At 72.1% G+C, this 18,185-nt stretch carries 19 protein-coding genes; 14 read left to right on the top strand and 5 right to left on the bottom strand.

Features of this window, described 5'->3' with window-relative positions; all coding sequences use genetic code 11:
* Positions 1-7: 7 nt before the first annotated feature.
* The 4 genes from J5Y09_RS12800 to J5Y09_RS12785 all read right to left on the bottom strand — a co-directional run bounded on the left by J5Y09_RS12800 (position 8) and on the right by J5Y09_RS12785 (position 3,586).
* The gene (locus tag J5Y09_RS12800; RefSeq protein ID WP_209352181.1) at positions 8-1,150 is read right to left on the bottom strand and encodes a DegT/DnrJ/EryC1/StrS family aminotransferase; all 1,143 of its coding nucleotides are present in this window, start codon (positions 1,148-1,150) and stop codon (positions 8-10) included.
* A gap of 10 nt (positions 1,151-1,160) precedes the next feature.
* Positions 1,161-2,153: an NAD-dependent epimerase/dehydratase family protein gene (locus J5Y09_RS12795; RefSeq protein WP_209352180.1), complete on the bottom strand. Its 993-nt coding sequence runs from the start codon at positions 2,151-2,153 to the stop codon at positions 1,161-1,163.
* 129 nt (positions 2,154-2,282) lie between these two features.
* On the bottom strand, positions 2,283-3,233 hold the full coding sequence (locus tag J5Y09_RS24765) for an ion channel (RefSeq protein ID WP_209352179.1): 951 nt from the start codon (positions 3,231-3,233) through the stop codon (positions 2,283-2,285).
* On the bottom strand, positions 3,230-3,586 hold the full coding sequence (locus tag J5Y09_RS12785) for a RidA family protein (protein WP_209352178.1): 357 nt from the start codon (positions 3,584-3,586) through the stop codon (positions 3,230-3,232). The genes J5Y09_RS24765 and J5Y09_RS12785 overlap by 4 nt, the downstream gene beginning before the upstream one ends.
* 57 nt (positions 3,587-3,643) lie before the next feature.
* On the opposite strand from J5Y09_RS12785, the gene J5Y09_RS12780 reads away from it, so the two are divergent.
* The 8 genes from J5Y09_RS12780 to J5Y09_RS12745 all read left to right on the top strand — a co-directional run bounded on the left by J5Y09_RS12780 (position 3,644) and on the right by J5Y09_RS12745 (position 11,082).
* On the top strand, positions 3,644-4,153 hold the full coding sequence (locus J5Y09_RS12780) for a YqhA family protein (RefSeq protein WP_209352177.1): 510 nt from the start codon (positions 3,644-3,646) through the stop codon (positions 4,151-4,153).
* Positions 4,154-4,369: 216 nt separating this feature from the next.
* Positions 4,370-5,020 (top strand): hypothetical protein, encoded by a 651-nt coding sequence (locus tag J5Y09_RS12775; RefSeq protein ID WP_209352176.1) that lies wholly within the window; start codon positions 4,370-4,372, stop codon positions 5,018-5,020.
* A gap of 133 nt (positions 5,021-5,153) precedes the next feature.
* Entirely contained in the window at positions 5,154-6,176 is a 1,023-nt protein-coding gene (locus J5Y09_RS12770) for an ABC transporter substrate-binding protein (RefSeq protein WP_209352175.1), read from the top strand.
* Between the two features lie 139 nt (positions 6,177-6,315).
* Entirely contained in the window at positions 6,316-7,134 is an 819-nt protein-coding gene (locus J5Y09_RS12765; protein ID WP_209352174.1) for an ABC transporter ATP-binding protein, read from the top strand.
* Positions 7,124-7,957 carry an ABC transporter permease gene (locus tag J5Y09_RS12760; protein WP_209352173.1) on the top strand — a complete coding sequence of 278 codons (834 nt, stop codon included), beginning with the start codon at positions 7,124-7,126 and terminating at the stop codon, positions 7,955-7,957. Before J5Y09_RS12765 ends, J5Y09_RS12760 begins: the two co-directional genes overlap by 11 nt.
* Entirely contained in the window at positions 7,954-8,673 is a 720-nt protein-coding gene (locus tag J5Y09_RS12755) for a maleate cis-trans isomerase family protein (protein ID WP_209352172.1), read from the top strand. Before J5Y09_RS12760 ends, J5Y09_RS12755 begins: the two co-directional genes overlap by 4 nt.
* A gap of 250 nt (positions 8,674-8,923) precedes the next feature.
* Positions 8,924-9,703 (top strand): dienelactone hydrolase family protein, encoded by a 780-nt coding sequence (locus J5Y09_RS12750; protein WP_209352171.1) that lies wholly within the window; start codon positions 8,924-8,926, stop codon positions 9,701-9,703.
* The gene (locus J5Y09_RS12745) at positions 9,700-11,082 is read left to right on the top strand and encodes an MFS transporter (protein ID WP_209352170.1); all 1,383 of its coding nucleotides are present in this window, start codon (positions 9,700-9,702) and stop codon (positions 11,080-11,082) included. Before J5Y09_RS12750 ends, J5Y09_RS12745 begins: the two co-directional genes overlap by 4 nt.
* Positions 11,083-11,136: 54 nt before the next feature.
* Here the strand turns inward: J5Y09_RS12745 and J5Y09_RS12740 are convergent, their stop codons facing one another.
* Positions 11,137-12,309, bottom strand: a complete 1,173-nt coding sequence (locus tag J5Y09_RS12740) for a lactonase family protein (protein ID WP_209352169.1) — start codon at positions 12,307-12,309, stop codon at positions 11,137-11,139.
* 139 nt (positions 12,310-12,448) lie between these two features.
* Here J5Y09_RS12740 and J5Y09_RS12735 point away from each other — a divergent pair, with 139 nt between their 5' ends.
* The 6 genes from J5Y09_RS12735 (at position 12,449) to J5Y09_RS12710 (ending at position 18,176) form a co-directional block, all read left to right on the top strand.
* The gene (locus J5Y09_RS12735) at positions 12,449-13,333 is read left to right on the top strand and encodes a 2-dehydro-3-deoxygalactonokinase (RefSeq protein ID WP_209352168.1); all 885 of its coding nucleotides are present in this window, start codon (positions 12,449-12,451) and stop codon (positions 13,331-13,333) included.
* Positions 13,330-13,950, top strand: coding sequence for a 2-dehydro-3-deoxy-6-phosphogalactonate aldolase (locus J5Y09_RS12730; protein ID WP_209352167.1), 621 nt, complete (start codon positions 13,330-13,332; stop codon positions 13,948-13,950). Before J5Y09_RS12735 ends, J5Y09_RS12730 begins: the two co-directional genes overlap by 4 nt.
* A gap of 80 nt (positions 13,951-14,030) precedes the next feature.
* Positions 14,031-15,077: a TRAP transporter substrate-binding protein gene (locus J5Y09_RS12725; RefSeq protein ID WP_209352166.1), complete on the top strand. Its 1,047-nt coding sequence runs from the start codon at positions 14,031-14,033 to the stop codon at positions 15,075-15,077.
* A gap of 117 nt (positions 15,078-15,194) precedes the next feature.
* Complete coding sequence (locus J5Y09_RS12720) at positions 15,195-15,689, top strand: TRAP transporter small permease (RefSeq protein ID WP_342451473.1); 495 nt, start codon at positions 15,195-15,197, stop codon at positions 15,687-15,689.
* Complete coding sequence (locus J5Y09_RS12715; protein ID WP_209352165.1) at positions 15,689-17,011, top strand: TRAP transporter large permease; 1,323 nt, start codon at positions 15,689-15,691, stop codon at positions 17,009-17,011. The genes J5Y09_RS12720 and J5Y09_RS12715 overlap by 1 nt, the downstream gene beginning before the upstream one ends.
* A 52-nt stretch (positions 17,012-17,063) precedes the next feature.
* Complete coding sequence (locus J5Y09_RS12710; protein WP_209352164.1) at positions 17,064-18,176, top strand: S-(hydroxymethyl)glutathione dehydrogenase/class III alcohol dehydrogenase; 1,113 nt, start codon at positions 17,064-17,066, stop codon at positions 18,174-18,176.
* The last annotated feature ends 9 nt before the right edge of the window (positions 18,177-18,185 follow it).

The following is an 18,185-nucleotide window of genomic DNA, read 5'->3' as shown; positions in this document are numbered from 1 at the left end:
GACGCTGTCAGGCGCCGAGGTCGCGCAGCGCGGCGCAGATGCGTTCCACCTGCGCGTCCGTCAGTTCCGGATACATGGGCAGGCTCAGCACCTCGCCCGCCGCCTTCGCGGTTTCGGCGCAGCCGGCGGGGCCGAGCGGCGTGCGGTCCTGGTAGGCGGATTGCAGGTGGACAGGCACGGGGTAGTGGATGCCGGTGCCCACGCCCTGCGCCTTGAGCTGCGCCTGGATGGCCGCGCGGTCTTCGGTGCGCAGCACGTATTGGTGAAAGACGTGCTCGGCCCCGGGGCGGCGGTGCGGGGGCGCAATGGAGGACCCGGCGAGCGCCGCGTCATAGGCGGCGGCGATGGCGCGGCGGCGGGCGTTGCCGGCGTCGAGCGCCGTGAGCTTCACGCGCAGGATGGCGGCCTGGATCTCGTCGAGGCGCGAATTCACGCCGACCATGCTGCTGATGTAGCGCTCCTTCCACCCGTACTGGCGGATGGCGGCGATGCGTTCGGCAAGTTCCGCGTCGGCGGTGGCGAGCACGCCGCCATCGCCGAGCGCGCCGAGGTTCTTCGTCGGGTACAGCGAGAAGGCCGCGGCGGTGCCGATGGTGCCGAGCATACGGCCGCCGAGCGTGGCGCCGTGGCACTGGGCGCAATCCTCGATCAGCGGGATGCCGCGGGCGCGCGTCGCTTCCAGCATCGGCCCCAGGTCGCAGGCCTGGCCGTAGATGTGCACGGCGATGACGGCGCGGATCGGCGGCAGGCCCGGCGGCGGGTGGTCGAGCACGCTCAGCAGCTCGTCCGGGTCCATGGTGTAGGTGTCGGGATCGATGTCGAGCAGCAGCGGCGTCGCCCCCACCATCTCCACCGCCGCGACCGTCGCGACCGCGGTGTGGGAGACGGTCGCGACCGTCATGCCCGGCCCGATGCCGAGGCCGCGCAGGATCAGCGCGAGCGCGTCGGTGCCGTTGGCGCAGCCGACCGCGTGCTGTCCCGCACCCAGCCAGGCGGCGAACTCGGCCTCGAAGGCCGCGCCTTCCTTGCCGAGGATGTACCAGCCGGAGTCGAGCGCGCGCGCGACGGCGGCGTCGATCTCGGCCTTCTGGGCGCGGTAGCCGGCACCGGGGTCGGCCTGGGGGATCATGGCGAGGGTGGGCGCGTTCATGGGCAGGGCCTTAAAGATAGTCGGCGAGGCGGGGACGATACCATGCGAGGGAGCGGGAGAGCCCCTCATCCAGGTCGACCTTCGGCGCCCAGCCTGAAGCGTTTCGGAAGGCGCGGTCGTCGGCGGCGTAGGACCCGATATCGATCGGCGCGCGATCGGCGGGGAATTCCTTCGTCTCGAAGGACCCCTGCCCGCCATTGGCCGCGATCAGCCGCCGCGCGAGGTCGGTCAGCGACACGGGCGGGCTGCCGCCGATGTTGAAGACCTGGCCGGCGAGCGCCGGTTCGGACGCCTTCTCGGCGGCGACCAGGAAGGCGTCGGTCACGTCGTCGGCATAGGTCAGGTCGCGCAGCTGGGCGCCACCCCAGACCTCGAAGGGCTCGCCTTCCAGCACGCGGCGGATCCAGATGCCGAGGAAGGTCTGCCGCGCATCGCGGATGCGCAGCCGCGGCCCGTAGCAATTGGTCAGGCGCAGCGAGACGACGGGGCGGTGGTGCACCCGCTGTTCCAGCAGCCAGTACTGTTCCCCCGCCCATTTCGACACGCCGTTGGCGTCGGGCGGATTGACCGGATGAAGCTCATCGACCGGCAGGCTGCGCGGGCGGCCGTAGAACTGGCGGGTGGAGGCGTGCACCACCGCCGCCCTGGGCGCGACTTCCCGCATCACGCCGATGAGCCGCACCTGGGCGACGGCGTTGATGGCGATGTCGGCGACCGGGTCCTTCTGCCCGCCCATGTGGGAGGTCTGGGCGGCCATGTTGAACAGCACGTCCACGCCCTCGCACAGGGAATGGAGCTCGGTGTCGCGGATGTCCCCGCGCACCAGCAGCACGCCCGCGCCGTCGAGGTTGCGGGCCGAGGCGCCGCCATCGGGCATCATCGCGTCGAGCGCCGTGACGCGCGCGCCGAGCCCGGCCAGCGCGTGGCAGAGGTTCGAGCCGAGGAAGCCCGCGCCCCCCGTCACCAGCACGCGGCGGCCACGCCAGAAGCCAGGGGTCACCATCCTGCGGTCGATCCTTTCCAGTGCCCTGATGGTCGTCCCGGAATGCGGCGGAATGTCGCCGCGCCCGGGGCCGATTTGCGATGCCGCGCGGGATACGCGATTCCGGCGCGCCGCGCACGCCGGGGAAGTTCAATCCGCCTGCCGCCGCGCGGCATGGTCGGCGCCGAGCGCGCGCCGCGTGCGCATGATCTCGGCGAAGCCGAACAGCAGCAGCACCTGGCCTGCGATCACCTGGATCGATGCCAGCAGCCGGATGCCGTCGTCATGCGGGGTGAGGTCGCCATAGCCGACCGTCGCCTGGGTGATCAGGCTGAAATAGAGCGCATCGGGGAAGGGCAGCGGCACCGGCCCCTGCGGCCCGTGGAACAGCGGCTCCAGCGAGAGCCCCTGGGCGATGCGGTAGAAGCAGGCGAAGACCACCACCAGCATCGCGTACATCGCCAGGAAGGCGACGATGGGCACCAGGATGCGCGCGGCGCGCCCGGCCAGTTCCTCGGTGATCAGCGCCATGTCGGTCAGCAGCAGCACGACGCCGCGCACCGAGGCGGCGACCACCAGCGCGATCACACCCATCGCCGCGATGATCGCCGTCCCCTGCTCCAGCATCGGCAGGCGGTTCACCGGCAGGGCGAGCGAGAAGGCGCCCACCGCCCAGACCGGGATCAGCCAGCGCGCCATGCGCGGCAGGTGCCCCAGGTCGAAGGGATGTTCCTGTTCCGCCACCAGCCGGAGCGACCGCCGCCGCCACCACACCGCGGCGAGGAAGGTGACGACGGGCAGCAGGAAGGCGACGGCGCGCGCAAGGTCGGGCGCCAGGGGGAAGGCCGCGCGCCCCATCACGGCAAACAGGCAGGCATAGACGGCGAGCCCCGCCGAGGTCCCGAAGGCGACATGCAGCCCGTGCGGGAACAGCAGGTAGAGCGTGCCCAGGCCGAGGGCCGCGACGCCGATGACGAGGTAGGGGAACACCGTCCCCTGGTCCGCCACCCCGCCCGCGACCAGCAGCCCGAAGCCGAGCGTCATGGCGAACGAGCGCAGCCAGCCCTGCGGCAGGCGGCGGCGCGGCGCGGCAGGGTTCACGCGGCGGGTGCCAGCGCCACCCCGGTGATCTCGACCTTCCAGGCGGGATCGACGAGCGGCGCCTCGATCGTCATCCGCGCAGGCTTGTGGGCGGGGTCGAGCCAGGCATCCCAGGCGCGGTTCATGCCCGGCGCGTCGCGGATGTCGGCCAGCACCACGGTCACGGAGACCAGGGCGCGCTTGTCGGTCCCGGCTTCGGCCAGCAGCGCGTCCACCTGGCGCAGGATGTCCGCGGTCTGGCCCTCGGCGTCGAGCGTCGCGTCGTCCGCGACCTGGCCCGCCAGCCAGACGAAGCCGCCGGCGACCACCGCGCCGGACAGGCGCCCTTCCTCCGCCAACCGCCGAATCAGCATGACGTCACTCCCTTCCTGGCCGCGGATCGGCCATATGCGCGCACGGAGGTTCATCCCATGCGGCCGATTCTCGCCAACCTCATTCTGGCCAGCCGGTGGCTCGCCGCGATCTTCCTGATCGGGCTGACGGTGGCGCTCGGGCTTTTCGCCCTGCGCTACCTGACGAAGCTGTGGAAGTTCGGCACCACGGTGTTCAGCGCGCCCGAGGACCAGGCGCTGCTCGACCTGCTGCACCTGCTCGACTGGACGCTGGTCGCGGCGCTGGTGGTGATGGTCATCCTCGCCTCCTGGGACAGCCTGGTGCAGCCCTTCGGGGAAGGGACCAAGGCGGAGGGGATGTCCTGGATCCGCAAGCTCGACCCGGGGAACCTCAAGGTGAAGCTGGCGGGGTCGATCGTCGCGATCTCCTCGATCCAGCTGCTGCAGATGTTCATGCGCGGGGATGGCTACTCGGACCGGACGCTCGCCTGGGCGCTCGGGCTGCATGCGGTGTTCCTGGTCGGCGCGCTGGTGCTCGCCATCACCGACCGCATCGCGGCCAGCACCAAGGCCACCGGCAAGGAGTAGCCGGGGCTTCGGCGGCACGGCGAATCCGCGGAATCCCTTAGCCCGCCGACCTCATGCGGAAGATGAGGTCCGGCGCGGAGCGCGCCGTGGCGACTCGCGTTTTTCTTCCGTGAATTTGGCCGCCACGCATCATTCCGATGTCGATTCCACTTGTCACGCGCCCGTGTCAGATGGAGATATTCGCGCATAGGTTGAGAAGGACGACGGTCTCCCACCATGAGTGCCACCGGCCCGTCGGCGCGACACCCCAAGCGCCTCGACAACGTCATCCGCGACCGGCTCAGGACCTGGCCGCAGCGGCCGCCGGGCACCGCGGCGCTCGGCGCCGAGGGGGCCTGGATGCGCGGCCGGCCGAGCGAGGGCGAACCCGTCGCCCAGCCCTACCTCAAGATCCCGGGCTCCGACCGCATGCGCACCATCCCCGACGGGCTCTGGCTGCATTTCGGCGGCACGGCGGAGGACCCCTATGCCGACATCCTCTGCATCGAGGCCTGCTCGACCTACCAGAACCTGCTCGACAAGCGGTCGCGCTTCGCGCCCTCCACCGTCGCGCTGCTCGCCCATTGCCCGCTGCCCTGGCTGCTCGCGCCGCTGCAGGCCAACGACACCACCCCGCGCTGGGCGATCATCCCCTTCCTGTCGGCCGCGCCTGGCGCGGGCCTTACCCTGCCGGTGCGGGACCTGCGCGTGCTCTATGGCCTGCAGAGGGACCAGTATGACGGCTTCGCCCGCCACCAGGTGCCGCACCCGCATGAGTATTTCTGCCCCATGGAGGCGCTGACGGCGCATGAGGGGCATGAGAACCCGGCGATGCGCTCCCTGCTCGGCCGCGCCTGCGCCGCCTCCGCCTTCATGGTTCCGCCCTGAATCAGGGCATGGGCGCATATCTCCTGGGCAGAATCGCGGGGCCGGCCCGATCTTCGGTCCGCCGCGCCCTTGCCCTGGACCGTCTCCTTGCCGCAGAGAATGCCGCCAACAGGCGTTCAGGGAGACAGAACCGATGGTCCCAGGCTTCACGCGGCGCACCGCCCTCCTCGCGGCGGGCGGGCTGCTCGCCGCGCCCCATGTGGCGCGCGCCCAGGCGCAGAGGCTGCGCATGACCCTCGACTGGGCCTTCCAGTCGCCCAACGCCTTCGCCCTGCTCGCGCGCGAGAAGGGCTATTTCCGCGAAGCCGGCATCGAGGTGACGATCGACCGCGGCCAGGGCTCGGGCGGCGTGCCGGTGGCGCTCGCCGGCGGCTCCTACGACATGGGCTATGCCGACCTGAACCCGGCCATCCGCTTCATGGCGGAAAACCCGGACCGCGGCATCGTCGCCGTCGCCGTGCTGCACGACCGCAGCCCGCTCTGCGCCATCGTCCGCGCCGACGGGCCGATCCGCACGCCCAGGGACCTGGAAGGCAAGCGGCTCGCCGCACCCGATTTCGACGCCGGGCGCCAACTGTTCCCCGCCTTCGCAAAGGCCGCCGGCATCGATGCGAGCCGCGTGAACTTCATCTCGGTCACGCCCGCGCTGCGGGAGCCGATGCTGGTCCGCCGCGAGGCCGATGGCGTGACGGGCTTCGTCACCACCTCGGCCCTGGCGCTGAAGGGCATCGGGCTGGATCACCCGGCGCAGCGGGTGATGATGTACTACGACCACGGGCTGAACCTGTATGGCGGCGCGCTGCTGACCACCCGCGCCTTCATCGAGCGCAACCCGGCCATCGTCCGGGGCGCGACCGCGGCCCTGATGAAGGGCTTCCGCGAGACGGTGCGCAACGGGCAGGAGATGATCGACACGCTGCGGCGCATCGAGCCGCTGACCGACGTCGCGCTGGAACGCGAGCGGCACCAGCTGAACCTCGAGCGCGTGATCATGAGCGACCATGTGCGCGCCAACGGCCTGTCCAGCGTCGACATGGCGCGGCTGCAGACGGGCATCCGGGCGGTGGAGGAGGCCTACAACCTCCAGCCGCGACTGCAGGCGGCGCAGATCTACACGCCGGACTTCCTGCCGCCGGCCGCCGATCGCGCGATCTGAAGGGCCGCGGAGGAGAACCTCCCCCGCACCCCCTCCCTTCTTTGTCTTTCTGGTTCCAAAGAAGGTTGAGGGGGGTCCGGGGGGAGAAGTTCCCTTCTCCCCCCGGCCTTCCGGCACGCCACGTGCCAGGACACACCCCATGACCCTCGCCGCCCGCCCCTTCGTCCAGATCGACAACGTCGCCATGCGCTATGGCGGCGTGGAGGGCACGCTCGCCCTTCGCGAAGCCAGCCTCGATGTCGGGGAGGGCGAGTTCGTCGCCGTCGTCGGCCCCTCGGGCTGCGGCAAATCCACCCTCATGCGCCTGGTCACCGGCCTGTGGCCGCCGACGGAAGGCACGGTCATCGTCGGCGGGCAGGAAGTCGCGGGCCCGCTGTCGATCGCCGGCATGGCCTTCCAGAACCCCACGCTGCTGCCCTGGCGGAACATCCTCGACAACGTGATGCTGCCGCTCGAGGTGGTGCAGCCGCACCGCAAGCAGTTGCGCGCCCAGCGCGGCATGTACGAGCGCAAGGCGCGCGACCTGCTCAAGCTGGTGGGGCTCGCGGGGTTCGAGGCGAAATTCCCCTGGCAGCTCTCGGGCGGGATGCAGCAGCGCGCCTCGCTCTGCCGCGCGCTGATCCACGACCCGCGCCTGCTGATGCTGGACGAGCCCTTCGGCGCGCTCGACGTCTTCACGCGGGAGGATCTGTGGGACGTGCTCCAGGATGTCTGGATCGCGCGCAAGCCGACCGTCATCCTTGTCACCCACGACCTCAAGGAAGCGGTCTACCTGTCGGACCGGGTGCTGATCATGTCCTCCCGGCCCGGGCGCATCATCGCGGAACGCACCGTGCCCTATCCCCGCCGCCGCAGCCTCGACCTGACCTACCAGGCCGAGTTCCAGGCGATCGTCCACGAATTGCGCGACCGCATATCCGACGCGCGGAAGGCGGAGGCCGCCGAAGATGCCCGCTGACGCCCCGCGCAGCGCCGAGGCGCTGGTCGAAGCCGCCCGCCGGCGCCGCCGGCTGGAACGCGCCCTGCCCTGGCTCGTCATCGCCGGCATGTTCGTCGCGTGGGAGATCCTGGTCCGCGCGCTGTCGATCCAGCCCTTCATCCTGCCCGCGCCGACGCTGATCGCCGAGAGCATGGGCAAGTGGTGGCAGCCGCTGCTGACCAACGCCTGGGCGACGCTGGTCACGACGGTGATCGGCTTCCTGATGGCGGTGGTCTTCGGCCTCGCGCTCGGCGTCGCGATCGGGTCCTCGGTGCTGGTCTATCGCGGCCTGTATCCGCTGCTGATCGCCTTCAACTCGGTGCCCAAGGTCGCGGTGGTGCCGATCCTGGTGATTTGGTTCGGCGCCGGCTTCTGGCCCGCGGTGCTGACCGCCTTCCTGATCTCCTTCTTCCCGATCGTGGTGAATGTCGCGACCGGCATCGCGACGGTGGAACCGGAATTGCGCGACGTGCTGCGCGCGCTGGGTGCGAAGCCGCGGGACATCATCACGAAGGTCGGCCTGCCGCGGGCCATGCCGTATTTCTTCGCCTCCCTGAAGGTCGCGATCACCGTCGCCTTCGTGGGCTCGATCATCAGCGAGACGGTGGCGGCCAACGAGGGAATCGGGCATCTGATGCTCGTCGCCTCCTCCCGCTTCGACGTGCCGCTGGTGTTTGCCGGGCTCATCGTCACCGGCGTGATGGGTGTCGCGATGTACTGGGTTGCGGTGACGATCGAGGAGCGGACGACGGGATGGGCAACGCGCGGGCAGAACGATCCGAGGCTCGCGACGGGGGGATGAGCCCGCCGGGCGTTCGGCTCGGCATGCTGACGCCGTCGTCGAACACCGTGCTGGAACCGGCGACCGCTGCGCTGCTCGCCGGCACGCCGGACATCACCGCGCATTTCCAGCGCCTGCGCGTGCTGTCCATCACGCTCGATGGCGGATCGACCGGCCAGTTCGACGCGGCCCCCATGCTCGCCGCGGCCGGGATGCTGGCCGACGCCAAGGTGCACGCGATCTGCTGGAACGGCACCTCGGGCTCCTGGCTCGGGCTCGAGGCCGACCGCGCGCTCTGCGCCGCCATCACGGACGCCACGGGCATCCCGGCCACGACCGCGACGCTCGCGCTGCATGACGCTCTGCGCGCGCTCGCCGCCAGGCGCATAGGGCTGGTGACGCCCTATCTCGGCAGCGTGCAGGCGGCGATCCTCGCGAACCTCGCCGCGGCGGGCTACGAGCCGGGGCCCGAGCGGCACCTCGAGGATCCGGGCAACTACTCCTTCGCCGAGCATCCGGACGACCTCGTCGCGCGCCTGACGGCGGAGGTCGCGGCGGAAGGCTGCGACGCGATCGCGATCCACTGCACGAATTTCCGCGGCCTGCGTGCCGCCGCCGAGGTCACCGCGGTGCCGGTGCTCGATTCCGTCGCGGTGGCGCTGTGGGGCGCGCTGCGGGCGGCGGGCGCGGCGCCGGCGCGGGTGCCTGCGCTCGGGGTGCTCGCCCGGCTCGACTGAACCGAAATCCCCGCCGCGCGCGATCGCCAGCATTCAATGGGTCCAGATTCAATAGTGAATTCATTCTTTAAAAGAAATATTGAATATCGAAAGTATTCTCTGAAGAAATATTAACGCCCGCTAAGTCATCGAACATGCCTAGGCTCCCGGATACTCCCCGCTCGCGGAGGATCCGATGATGCAGGCATCCGCACCGTCGCCTGTGCGAGTTGGCACAGATTCGGCGCGCCTCGGCGGCCACGGTCGCGGCATGAACAGACTTGCGCCGCTGCTCCTCGCCCCGCTCCTCGCGCTCGCCGCTCCGGCCTCGGCGCGGCTCCTGCTCGAGACGCTCGACCCGCCCGTGATGCTGGAGCAGGACGGCAGGCCGGCCGGCCTGCTCACCATTCCGCCCAATGCCGCCGCCGCCAGGCTGCCGGCGGTGCTCGTCGTGCCGGACCTGCTCGGCCCGGACAGGCGCAGCGATGCCTATGTCGAGCAGCTGGTCGGCGCGGGCCTCGTCGTCCTCGAAGTCACCGCCGAGCCCGAGCAGCTGTCGGGCGACGACGTCCGCCGCGCCAAGGCGGCGCTCGCCCGCCATCCGCGGATCGACATCTCGCGCATCGGGCTGCTCGCCTTCGGCCATGGCGGCTTCGTCGCCGCCCAAGCCTTCGCCGGGCAGGATCCCTTCGCCGCGCGGGTGCTGCTCTATCCCGGCTGCGGCGCGCTGCTCGGCGCGCTGCCCGCGGATGCGCCCCCGCCGCGCGGCCGGCTCCTGCTGCTGCACGGCACGGCGGACGAGGCGAACCGGGAGCCGGATTGCGCCACGCTCGCCGCGCGCATCGCGGGTCCCGAGCCGGCGCGCCGCGTCGCCTATCGCAGCGCCGGCTATGCCTGGGACTTCCCGCAGGCGGAGCCGCTCTCGCCCTGGCGGCACCCCGCGCCGGGGCTCGCCGGGCGCGTGACGGTGCGCGGCTGGCCCGCGCTCACCGCGCTCTCGGCGGCGGAGGCGGCTGGTTTCCTCGCGTCCATGCCGGCGGTGGGCTGGTGAGGGGCCGCGCGGTGCCGGCCGAGGACGGGGCGCCCGCCGCTGCCCCGATGCACGCCATCCCCCGCGCGCACGGCCCGGGCGGTCCGGGCCTGCCGCGGCCACGACCACGCGATGCGGCCCCGCGCGCATGGAACCGGGACCCCGCCCGGGCCGACGGCCCGTCCGGCACGCTCGACGAGCGCGACGCCCTCTTTCCCGGCTGGCGCGTGGTGGCCGGCGCCTTCATCGTCTGCCTGGTGGGCTTCGGCGCGATCTATTCCTGCGCCGCCTTCGCCGAGGAGATCGCCGCGACCTTCGGCGCCTCCCGCATCTCGAGCAGCTTCATCCTCGCCCTGTCCGGCGCCTGCTGCTTCGTGGTCAGCGGCCTGACCGGCCCGCTGGCCGACAGGGTGGGGCCGCGCGCGCTCGCGGTGGCGGGCATGGCGACGGTGGCGCTCGGCCTGGTCAGCGGCGCCGCCGCGCGGAGCATGACGGAACTGCTCATGACCTATGGCGTTCTGGTCGGGCTCGGCGCCGGCTTCGCCTACGTGCCCGCGATGGCGGCGGTGCAGCGCTGGTTCGTCGCGGCGCGCGGCCTCGCCTCGGGCATCGCCGCGGCGGGCGTCGGCTTCGGCACCGCGCTCGTGCCGCCCATGGCGGCGCTGCTGCGGGAATTCGGGGATTGGCGCACCGCCTTCCTCATCTCCGGCGCGGCCGCCGCGCTGGTCGGCATCGCCGGCGCGCTGCTGCTGCGACCGAGCCCGGAGGCCTGCGGCCTGCGGCCGGACGGTCCCGAGGGCGTCGCCACGGCGCCGTCGGGGGAGGTGCCCGACCTCGTCATCGGGACGAAGCGCTTCGGCCTGTTCTACCTCGGCACGCTGCTGCTCCAGATCCCGCTCGCCCTGCCCTTCGCGCATCTCGTGGCGAGCGCGCGGGACCTCGGCGTCCCGCCCGGGGATGCGCTCGGGCTGCTCGGCGTCATGGGCGTCGGTTCCATCGCCGGCCGCTTCCTGATCGGCGCGGTGGCGGACCTTGCGGGGCGGGCGCTGGTCTTCCTCGCCGTCGCCGGTCTCTCCTCGCTGCTGACGCTGCTCTGGGCCGGGGCGGACGGGCTGGCGCTGCTCGTCGTCTTCGCCGCGCTGTTCGGCGCCGCCTATGGCGGCGTCATCGCGCTGCTGCCGGCCTTCGCCGCCGATGTCTTCGGCCGGCGCGCGGCCGGCACCGTCATCGGCATCGCCTATACGGGGCGGGGGATCGCGCTGCTCGGCGCGCCGCCCGGCTTCGCCGTGCTGGCCGAAGCCGCTGCGGGCCATGGCGCAGCGACGGCGATCGGGGCGGGGCTCGGCCTGGTGGGCGTGGCCCTGCTGCTGCGGGTCGCCCGGCACCGCCACGCCGGCTGAACCGGGCGCGGCCATGCCGCGCGGCGCGGGACGATCCGCGCCGCGCGTGACAGGTCAGCGCCGCGTCGGCGCGTCCGCCGTGCGGATCGCCGCCGGGCCGCCATTGACGGCGATGCGCTGGCGCGTGTCCGTCAGCCGCCCGTCCTGGAAGCGGAACACCGCGATGTTCCGGTCGGCCATGTTCTGCACAAGGATGGTGCGCCCGTCGCGGGAGAAGGCGATGCCCTGCGCCCAGTCCCCGATCGGTGCGCGCGCCACTTCCCGCAGCCGGCCATTGTCGATCCGCAGCATCACCAGCTGCCCGCGCCCGCGCAGCGGGTGCCCCTGCGGCCGCGCCGACCCGTTGTGGATCGTCACCGCCGCGTGGCGGTTGTCCGGGCTGACCTGGATGCCTTCCGGCGTCGGCCCGACCGAGATCGTGTCCGCCGCGAGGTAGGGTTCGCGCCGCAGGTCGATCAGCGTGACCGTGTCCGCATCCCCGCCGCCGCGGCCGATATTCGCGGCCACCGCCCAGCGGCCATCGGCCGTGATGCCCATGCCGTAGGGGCGGATGCCGGCGGTGATGTCGCGGTCGGTCTTGGTGACCGTCTCGCCCTCCACCGTCAGCACCGACACGAAGGACCCGGCCGGATCGTCGCGGGTGACGAGCGCGCGCCGCCCGTCCGGCGTGAACTGCACATGGGCGGGGGAGGAGGTGGCGTTGCCGATCGTCACGGTCGAGACCGGGGCGAGCGCGCCGTTGGCGAAGCGGAACACGCTGACCGTGCCGGCATTGCGGTTGGCCACCAGCACCAGGTTGCCCGCCCGGTTGATCGAGACGCCGGACGGCCCGGCGCCGGCCTCGACCACCTGCGACACCCGCGGCGGCGTGGCGCGAAGGTCGATCACCTGCACCCGGTTGTCCGGCACGGTGCGGGAGGAATTCGCCGGATCCAGCCGCTCGGCCGAGGTGACGATGGCGTAGCGCTCATCCGGCGTGATGGCGACCGAGGTGGGCGGGCCGACCACCGAATGGGACAGCGGCACCTCCCCCACCACGCGCGGGGCGCGGCCGCCGAGGTCGATGATGGTCGCCGTGTCGGTCGTGGCGTCGGAGACGACGCGGTTCACCCCGTTCTCGAGCCGCCGCTTGCTGTCGTTGCCGGAGACCGCGATCTGCGCCACGGCCGGCAGCGCCGAGGCGGCGAGGATGGTCAGCGCCAGCGCCCAGCGGGGCGGTCGCGACATATAACTGTTCATGGATTTGATTCCTCCCGATATCGTGCCCGGCATGGGAGGATTTCCCGCGGATGGGTCCGACGCAAGCGGACGTTGCGCGAGGGGCCGGGTTTTTGGCATCCCGGCGCGGCAAGGTTGAGGGGAAGCAATGATCGGCGTCGATTGGGGCACATCGAACCTGCGCGCCTACCGTCTGGCGGAGGATGGCCGCGTCCTGGCCCGGCGGGAGGCACCGCGCGGCATCCTCACCATCGAGCCCGGCGGCTTCCCCGATGCGCTGCGGGCCGTGGTGGGCGACTGGATCGCGGCGGGCGAGACGCGCGTGCTGCTCTCGGGCATGGTCGGCAGCCGCCAGGGCTGGCAGGAAGCGCCCTACATCCCCTGCCCGGCCGGCTTCGACACCCTCGTCGCGCGCCTCATCCGCATGCCCTTCGAGGATGCGGAGGCGCTGCTCGTCCCCGGCCTGACCTGCCGCGACCGGCAGGGCGTGCCGGAGGTGCTGCGCGGCGAGGAGACCGAGATGCTCGGCGCCGCCGCGGCGCTGGGCGGGGGCGAGGCGACGGTCTGCCTGCCCGGCAGCCATTCCAAATGGGCCCGGCTGTCGGGCGGCCGGGTGGAGGGCTTCGCCACCTACATGACCGGGGAAGCCTTCTCGGCGCTGTCCGGGCACACCATCCTCGCCCGCACGCTCGACCCGCGCGCGCCACACCATGCCGGCGCCTTCGCCCGCGGGCTCGCGCGCGCCCGCCAGGGTGGCGGGCTGCTGCACCACCTGTTCGGCCTGCGCGCCGCCGCGCTGTTCGACGAGCTGGGGGAGGAGGAGGCCGGGTCCTTCCTCTCCGGCCTGCTCATCGGCCATGAGGTGGCGGCGGCGCTCGAGGCCGGCGTCGCGCCGCCCGTCATCCTTGTCGGCAGCAGCCTGCTGACGGAACGCTACGCCAGGGCGCTCGACGCCTTCGGCGTGCCGAGCCGGGAGGCGCCGCCCGATGCCGCCGCCCGCGGGCTCGCGCTGATCGGCGCGGCACTGCGATGAGCCTCGCCCCCTGGCTGGACGCCTGCCCCGCCGTCGCCATCCTGCGCGGCATCACGCCGGAGGACGCCGAGCCGGTCGGCGCGGCGCTGCTGGCCGAAGGACTGACCATCCTCGAGGTGCCGCTCAACTCCCCGCGGCCGATGGAGAGCATCCGCCGCCTCGCCACCGCCTTCGGGGAGCGGGCGCTGATCGGCGCGGGCACGGTGACGAACGAGGAGGAGGTCGCCGCGGTCGCGCGCGCCGGCGGGCGGCTGATGGTGACACCCCATGCCGCGCCGCCGCTCGTGCTCGCCGCCCGCGCCCGCGGGATGATCGCCTGCCCGGGCTTCTTCACCCCGGCCGAGGCCTTCTCCCTGCTCGCCGCCGGGGCCGACGCGCTGAAGCTGTTCCCGGCGGAGGGCGCTTCCCCCGCCGTGCTGCGCGCGCTGCTCGCCGTGCTGCCGCGCGGTACCGCCATCCTGCCGGTGGGCGGGATGACCGCGGAGACGATCGCTCCCTGGCGCGCGGCGGGGGCGGCAGGCTTCGGCTTCGGCTCGTGGCTCTATCGGCCCGGCGACACGCCGGATGCCGTGCGCGCCAAGGCGCGCGCGCTGCGCGGCGCCCTCGGCCTCGGCTGAGCACGCGGTTTCCCTTGCGCCGCGGCCGCGATCGGGCGACCAATCGCGGCAAGCAAGAGTTCGACAGGGGGACATGTCCGATGCTTCACCGCCGCCTGCTGCTGACCGGCGCGGCGCTTGCCGCGCCCGTGCTCGCCACGCCCCGCCGCGCCGCGGCGCAGGAGGTGACGCTGCGGCTGCATCACTTCCTGCCCGCCGTGTCGAACGTGCATCGCCACTTCCTGATGCCCTGGACGAACAAGGTGCGCGAGGAATCGGGCGGGCGGCTGCGCATCCAGATCTTCCCGTCCATGCAGCTGGGCGGTGCGCCGCCGCAGCTCTACGACCAGGCGAAGGATGGTGTGGCGGACATCATCTGGACGCTGCCGGGCAACACCCCCGGCCGCTTCCCACGCATCGAGGTGATCGAGCTGCCCTTCATCGCCCACAAGCGGGCGAGCGTGAATGCGCGCGTCACCTGGCAGATGTTCGACCGCCACATGCGCCCCGACTTCGCGGAAACCCACATCCTGTGCGCCTGGGCGCACGACCATGGGCTGATCCATTCGCGGCGCGAGGTGAAGACCATGGAGGACCTGCGCGGCCTGAAGCTGCGCTTCCCCACCCGACAGGCGGGCGAGGCGCTGCGCGCCCTCGGCGCGACCGCGATCGGCATGCCCGTCCCCCAGGTGCCCGAGGCGCTGTCCCAGGGCGTGATCGACGGCGCCGTCGTGCCGTGGGAGATCGTGCCTTCCATCCGCATCCACGAGATGGTGCGCAACCATGTCGGCATCCCGGGCAGCCCGACGCTCTATTCGGCCTCCTTCATCCTGGCGATGAACAAGGCGCGCTACGACGGGCTCGCGCCCGACCTCAAGCGCGTGCTGGACGCGAATTCGGGCGAGGCGGCGGCGATCATGGCCTCCCGCGTCTGGGACGAGGAAGGCCCGAAGGTCGAGGAGACGGTGCGCCGCCGCGGCAATTCCATCACCGAGATCACCGCCGAGGAGAAGGCGCGCTGGCAGGCGGCGACCGCCCCCGTGGTGCAGGCCTGGATCGGCCAGATGCGCGAGAGGAACATCGATGGCGGCGCGCTGGTCGAGGAAACGCGCGCCCTCGTCGCGCAACTCGGCCAGGGCGTTTCCTGACCGCGCCGCGTCACGCCGCGTGATCCCGCTGCGCGCGGATCGCGTCCGGTCCGCCCCTGCTCGCCGCACCTGTCCGGGTGACCGGCCGGCCGCGGCTTGCCCGGCTCGGGGTCCGGCGTGAGCCAGCCCGCGCCGCCTGCCGGGCCGGTCGCGCGGCTTGCCACGGTCATCGCGCTCGGCGCGGGGCTGGTGCTGCTCGCCGTCGCCTTCATGGTCACGGCATCGGTCCTGCTGCGCTGGCTGGCGGGGCAGCCGATCCGCGGCGACGTCGAACTCGTGCAGCTGGGCGGCGGGCTCGCGGTGCTGGGCTGCCTCGCCTACGGGACGCTGATGCGCGCCAACATCTTCGTCGACAGCTTCACCGGCTGGCTGCCGGCGCGCGTGAACCAGGCGATCGACGGCTTCTGGAGCCTCGTCTGGGGGCTGGTCGCGCTGGTGCTCGCCGAGCGCATGGCGGTCGGCGCGCTGGAGGCGCTGCGCACCGGGACCACCACCATCGGCCTGCTCGCCGTGCCGATCTGGTGGGCGATACTGGCCGGCGCGGTGGGCTTCGCCGCGACGGGGCTCGCCGCGCTGTACTGGGCGTGGCGCGCGGCGCGGGGGCGCGGCTGATGGCCGAGGAATTCGTCCTGGCCGGCGCGGGCTTCGCCGCGCTGCTGCTGTTGCTCGCGATCCGCTGCCCGATCGGGCTCGCCATGCTGATCGTCGGCTGCGTGGGCTATGCGCACATCGTCGATACGACGCGGCTGCTCGCCTACCTCAAGACCACGCCCTTCTTCCTGTTCGCCAACTACACGCTGTCGGTCATCCCGCTGTTCATCCTGATGGGCGCGCTGGCCGAGCGCGGCGGGCTGGCGAGGGACCTGTTCACGGCGGCGAACGCGCTGCTGGGGCACCGGCGCGGCGGGATGGCGATGGCGGTGATCGGCGCCTCGGCCGGCTTCGGGGCGGTGTGCGGGTCGTCGGTCGCGACGACGGCGACCTTCGGCCGCGCGGCGCTGCCCGAACTGCGCCGCTACGGCGTCGCCCCCGGCTTCGCGGCGGGGACGGTCGCGGTGGGCGGGGTGCTCGGCATCCTCATCCCGCCCTCGGTCATCCTGGTGGTCTATGCCATCAGCACCGAGCAGAACATCGCCAAGCTGTTCATGGCGGCGCTGGTGCCGGGGCTGATGGCGACGGGGCTGTACATCCTCGCCATCGCCTTGGTCGTGCGCCGGCGCCCGGCGCTCTGCCCCGCGGGGGCGCGCGTGGCGGCGGCCGAGAGGCGCTCGGCGCTGCTGCGCGTGATCCCGGTGATGCTGATCGCCGTCGTCGTGGTGGGCGGCATCTATGGCGGCATCTTCACGCCGACCGAGAGTGCAGCCGTGGGCTGCGCCGCGACGCTGCTGGTGGGCCTCGCGCGCCGGACGCTCAGCGCGCGGCAGGTCCGCGAGAGCCTGCAGGCGACGGCGGAGACGACCGCCATGATCTTCGTGATCCTGCTGGGGGCGGAGGTGTTCAACGCCTTCCTCGCCCTGTCGCAGGCGCCCGACCTGCTGGCGATGTGGGTCGCCGACCAGGGCTTTCCGCCCTATGGCGTGCTGGTCGCCTTCCTCGCCGTCTACATCCTGCTGGGCGCGGTGATGGACGAGCTCGCGATGATGCTGCTGACGCTGCCCGTGTTCTTCCCAGTCGTCACGGCGCTCGATTTCGGCCTGACGGCGGAGGAGACGGCGATCTGGTTCGGCATCCTGGTGCTGGTCGTGGTCGGCATCGGGCTGACGGCGCCGCCGATCGGGCTGAATGTCTTCGTCGTCTCCGGCATGGCGCGGGACGTGCCGATGGGGGCGATCTACCGCGCCGTGCTGCCATACCTCGCGACCGACTTCCTGCGGCTCGCGCTGCTCATCGCCTTTCCCGCGCTGTCGCTCGCACTCGTGCGCGCCTTGACCTGAACCTGGGGCGCGGCAAAGCATGCCGCGCTCGCAGCCCTAGGAGTCCCCGCCGATGAAGACCCGTGCCGCCGTCGCCTGGAAGGCGGGCGCCCCGCTCACCATCGAGACCATCGAGATCGGCGGCCCCAAGCCGGGCGAGGTGCTGGTCGAGGTGATGGCGACCGGCGTCTGCCACACCGACGCCTACACCCTGTCGGGCGCCGACCCGGAAGGGATCTTCCCGGCGATCCTGGGGCATGAAGGCGCGGGCATCGTGCGGGAGGTCGGGGCGGGCGTGACCACGCTCAAGCCGGGCGACCACGTGATCCCGCTCTACACGCCGGAATGCCGGCAGTGCAAAACCTGCCTGTCGCGCCGGTCGAACCTGTGCACCGCGATCCGCGCCACGCAGGGCAAGGGGGTGATGCCGGACGGCACCTCCCGCTTCTCCTGCGACCAGGGAACCGTGTTCCACTACATGGGCTGCAGCACCTTCGCGAACTTCACCGTGCTGCCGGAAATCGCACTCGCGAAGGTCCGGGAAGACGCCCCCTTCGACAAGATCTGCTACATCGGCTGCGGCGTGACGACGGGCATCGGCGCGGTGATCAACACCGCCAAGGTCTGGCCGGGCGCCAATGTCGCGGTGTTCGGCCTGGGCGGGATCGGGCTGAACGTGCTGCAGGCGGCGCGCATGGTGGGCGCGGACAGGATCATCGGCGTCGACATCAACCCCGCGCGCGAAGCCATGGCCCGGAAGTTCGGCATGACCGACTTCGTGAACCCCGACGCGATCGGCCGCGACAAGGTGGTGCAGGCGATCGTCGACCTGACCGGCGGCGGCGCCGATTTCTCCTTCGAATGCGTGGGCAACGTCCACCTGATGCGCCAGGCGCTGGAATGCACCCATCGCGGCTGGGGGGAGAGCATCATCATCGGCGTGGCCGCCGCGGGGCAGGAGATCAGCACCCGCCCCTTCCAGCTGGTCACGGGGCGCAACTGGCGCGGCACCGCCTTCGGCGGCGCGCGCGGGCGCACCGACGTGCCGAAGATCGTGGACTGGTACATGGACGGGAAGATCGAGATCGACAGCCTGATCACCCACACCATGCCGCTCGACCAGATCAACACCGCCTTCGACCTGATGCATGAGGGCACGTCGATCCGGTCCGTCGTCGTCTACTGACCCCGCCGC

Source organism: Roseomonas nitratireducens, assembly GCF_017813355.1.
GTDB lineage: Bacteria > Pseudomonadota > Alphaproteobacteria > Acetobacterales > Acetobacteraceae > Neoroseomonas > Neoroseomonas nitratireducens.
Note: the sequence above shows the minus strand (reverse complement) of the source record. Positions and strands in the feature narration are given on the sequence as shown.

Coding starts and splice junctions, on each gene's coding strand:
- J5Y09_RS12800 (WP_209352181.1), bottom strand. CDS start 1,150: ATGAACGCGCCCACCCTCGCCATGATCCCCCAGGCCGACCCCGGTGCC.
- J5Y09_RS12795 (WP_209352180.1), bottom strand. CDS start 2,153: ATGGTGACCCCTGGCTTCTGGCGTGGCCGCCGCGTGCTGGTGACGGGG.
- J5Y09_RS12785 (WP_209352178.1), bottom strand. CDS start 3,586: ATGCTGATTCGGCGGTTGGCGGAGGAAGGGCGCCTGTCCGGCGCGGTG.
- J5Y09_RS12780 (WP_209352177.1), top strand. CDS start 3,644: ATGCGGCCGATTCTCGCCAACCTCATTCTGGCCAGCCGGTGGCTCGCC.
- J5Y09_RS12775 (WP_209352176.1), top strand. CDS start 4,370: ATGAGTGCCACCGGCCCGTCGGCGCGACACCCCAAGCGCCTCGACAAC.
- J5Y09_RS12770 (WP_209352175.1), top strand. CDS start 5,154: ATGGTCCCAGGCTTCACGCGGCGCACCGCCCTCCTCGCGGCGGGCGGG.
- J5Y09_RS12765 (WP_209352174.1), top strand. CDS start 6,316: ATGACCCTCGCCGCCCGCCCCTTCGTCCAGATCGACAACGTCGCCATG.
- J5Y09_RS12760 (WP_209352173.1), top strand. CDS start 7,124: ATGCCCGCTGACGCCCCGCGCAGCGCCGAGGCGCTGGTCGAAGCCGCC.
- J5Y09_RS12755 (WP_209352172.1), top strand. CDS start 7,954: ATGAGCCCGCCGGGCGTTCGGCTCGGCATGCTGACGCCGTCGTCGAAC.
- J5Y09_RS12750 (WP_209352171.1), top strand. CDS start 8,924: ATGAACAGACTTGCGCCGCTGCTCCTCGCCCCGCTCCTCGCGCTCGCC.
- J5Y09_RS12740 (WP_209352169.1), bottom strand. CDS start 12,309: ATGTCGCGACCGCCCCGCTGGGCGCTGGCGCTGACCATCCTCGCCGCC.
- J5Y09_RS12735 (WP_209352168.1), top strand. CDS start 12,449: ATGATCGGCGTCGATTGGGGCACATCGAACCTGCGCGCCTACCGTCTG.
- J5Y09_RS12730 (WP_209352167.1), top strand. CDS start 13,330: ATGAGCCTCGCCCCCTGGCTGGACGCCTGCCCCGCCGTCGCCATCCTG.
- J5Y09_RS12725 (WP_209352166.1), top strand. CDS start 14,031: ATGCTTCACCGCCGCCTGCTGCTGACCGGCGCGGCGCTTGCCGCGCCC.
- J5Y09_RS12715 (WP_209352165.1), top strand. CDS start 15,689: ATGGCCGAGGAATTCGTCCTGGCCGGCGCGGGCTTCGCCGCGCTGCTG.
- J5Y09_RS12710 (WP_209352164.1), top strand. CDS start 17,064: ATGAAGACCCGTGCCGCCGTCGCCTGGAAGGCGGGCGCCCCGCTCACC.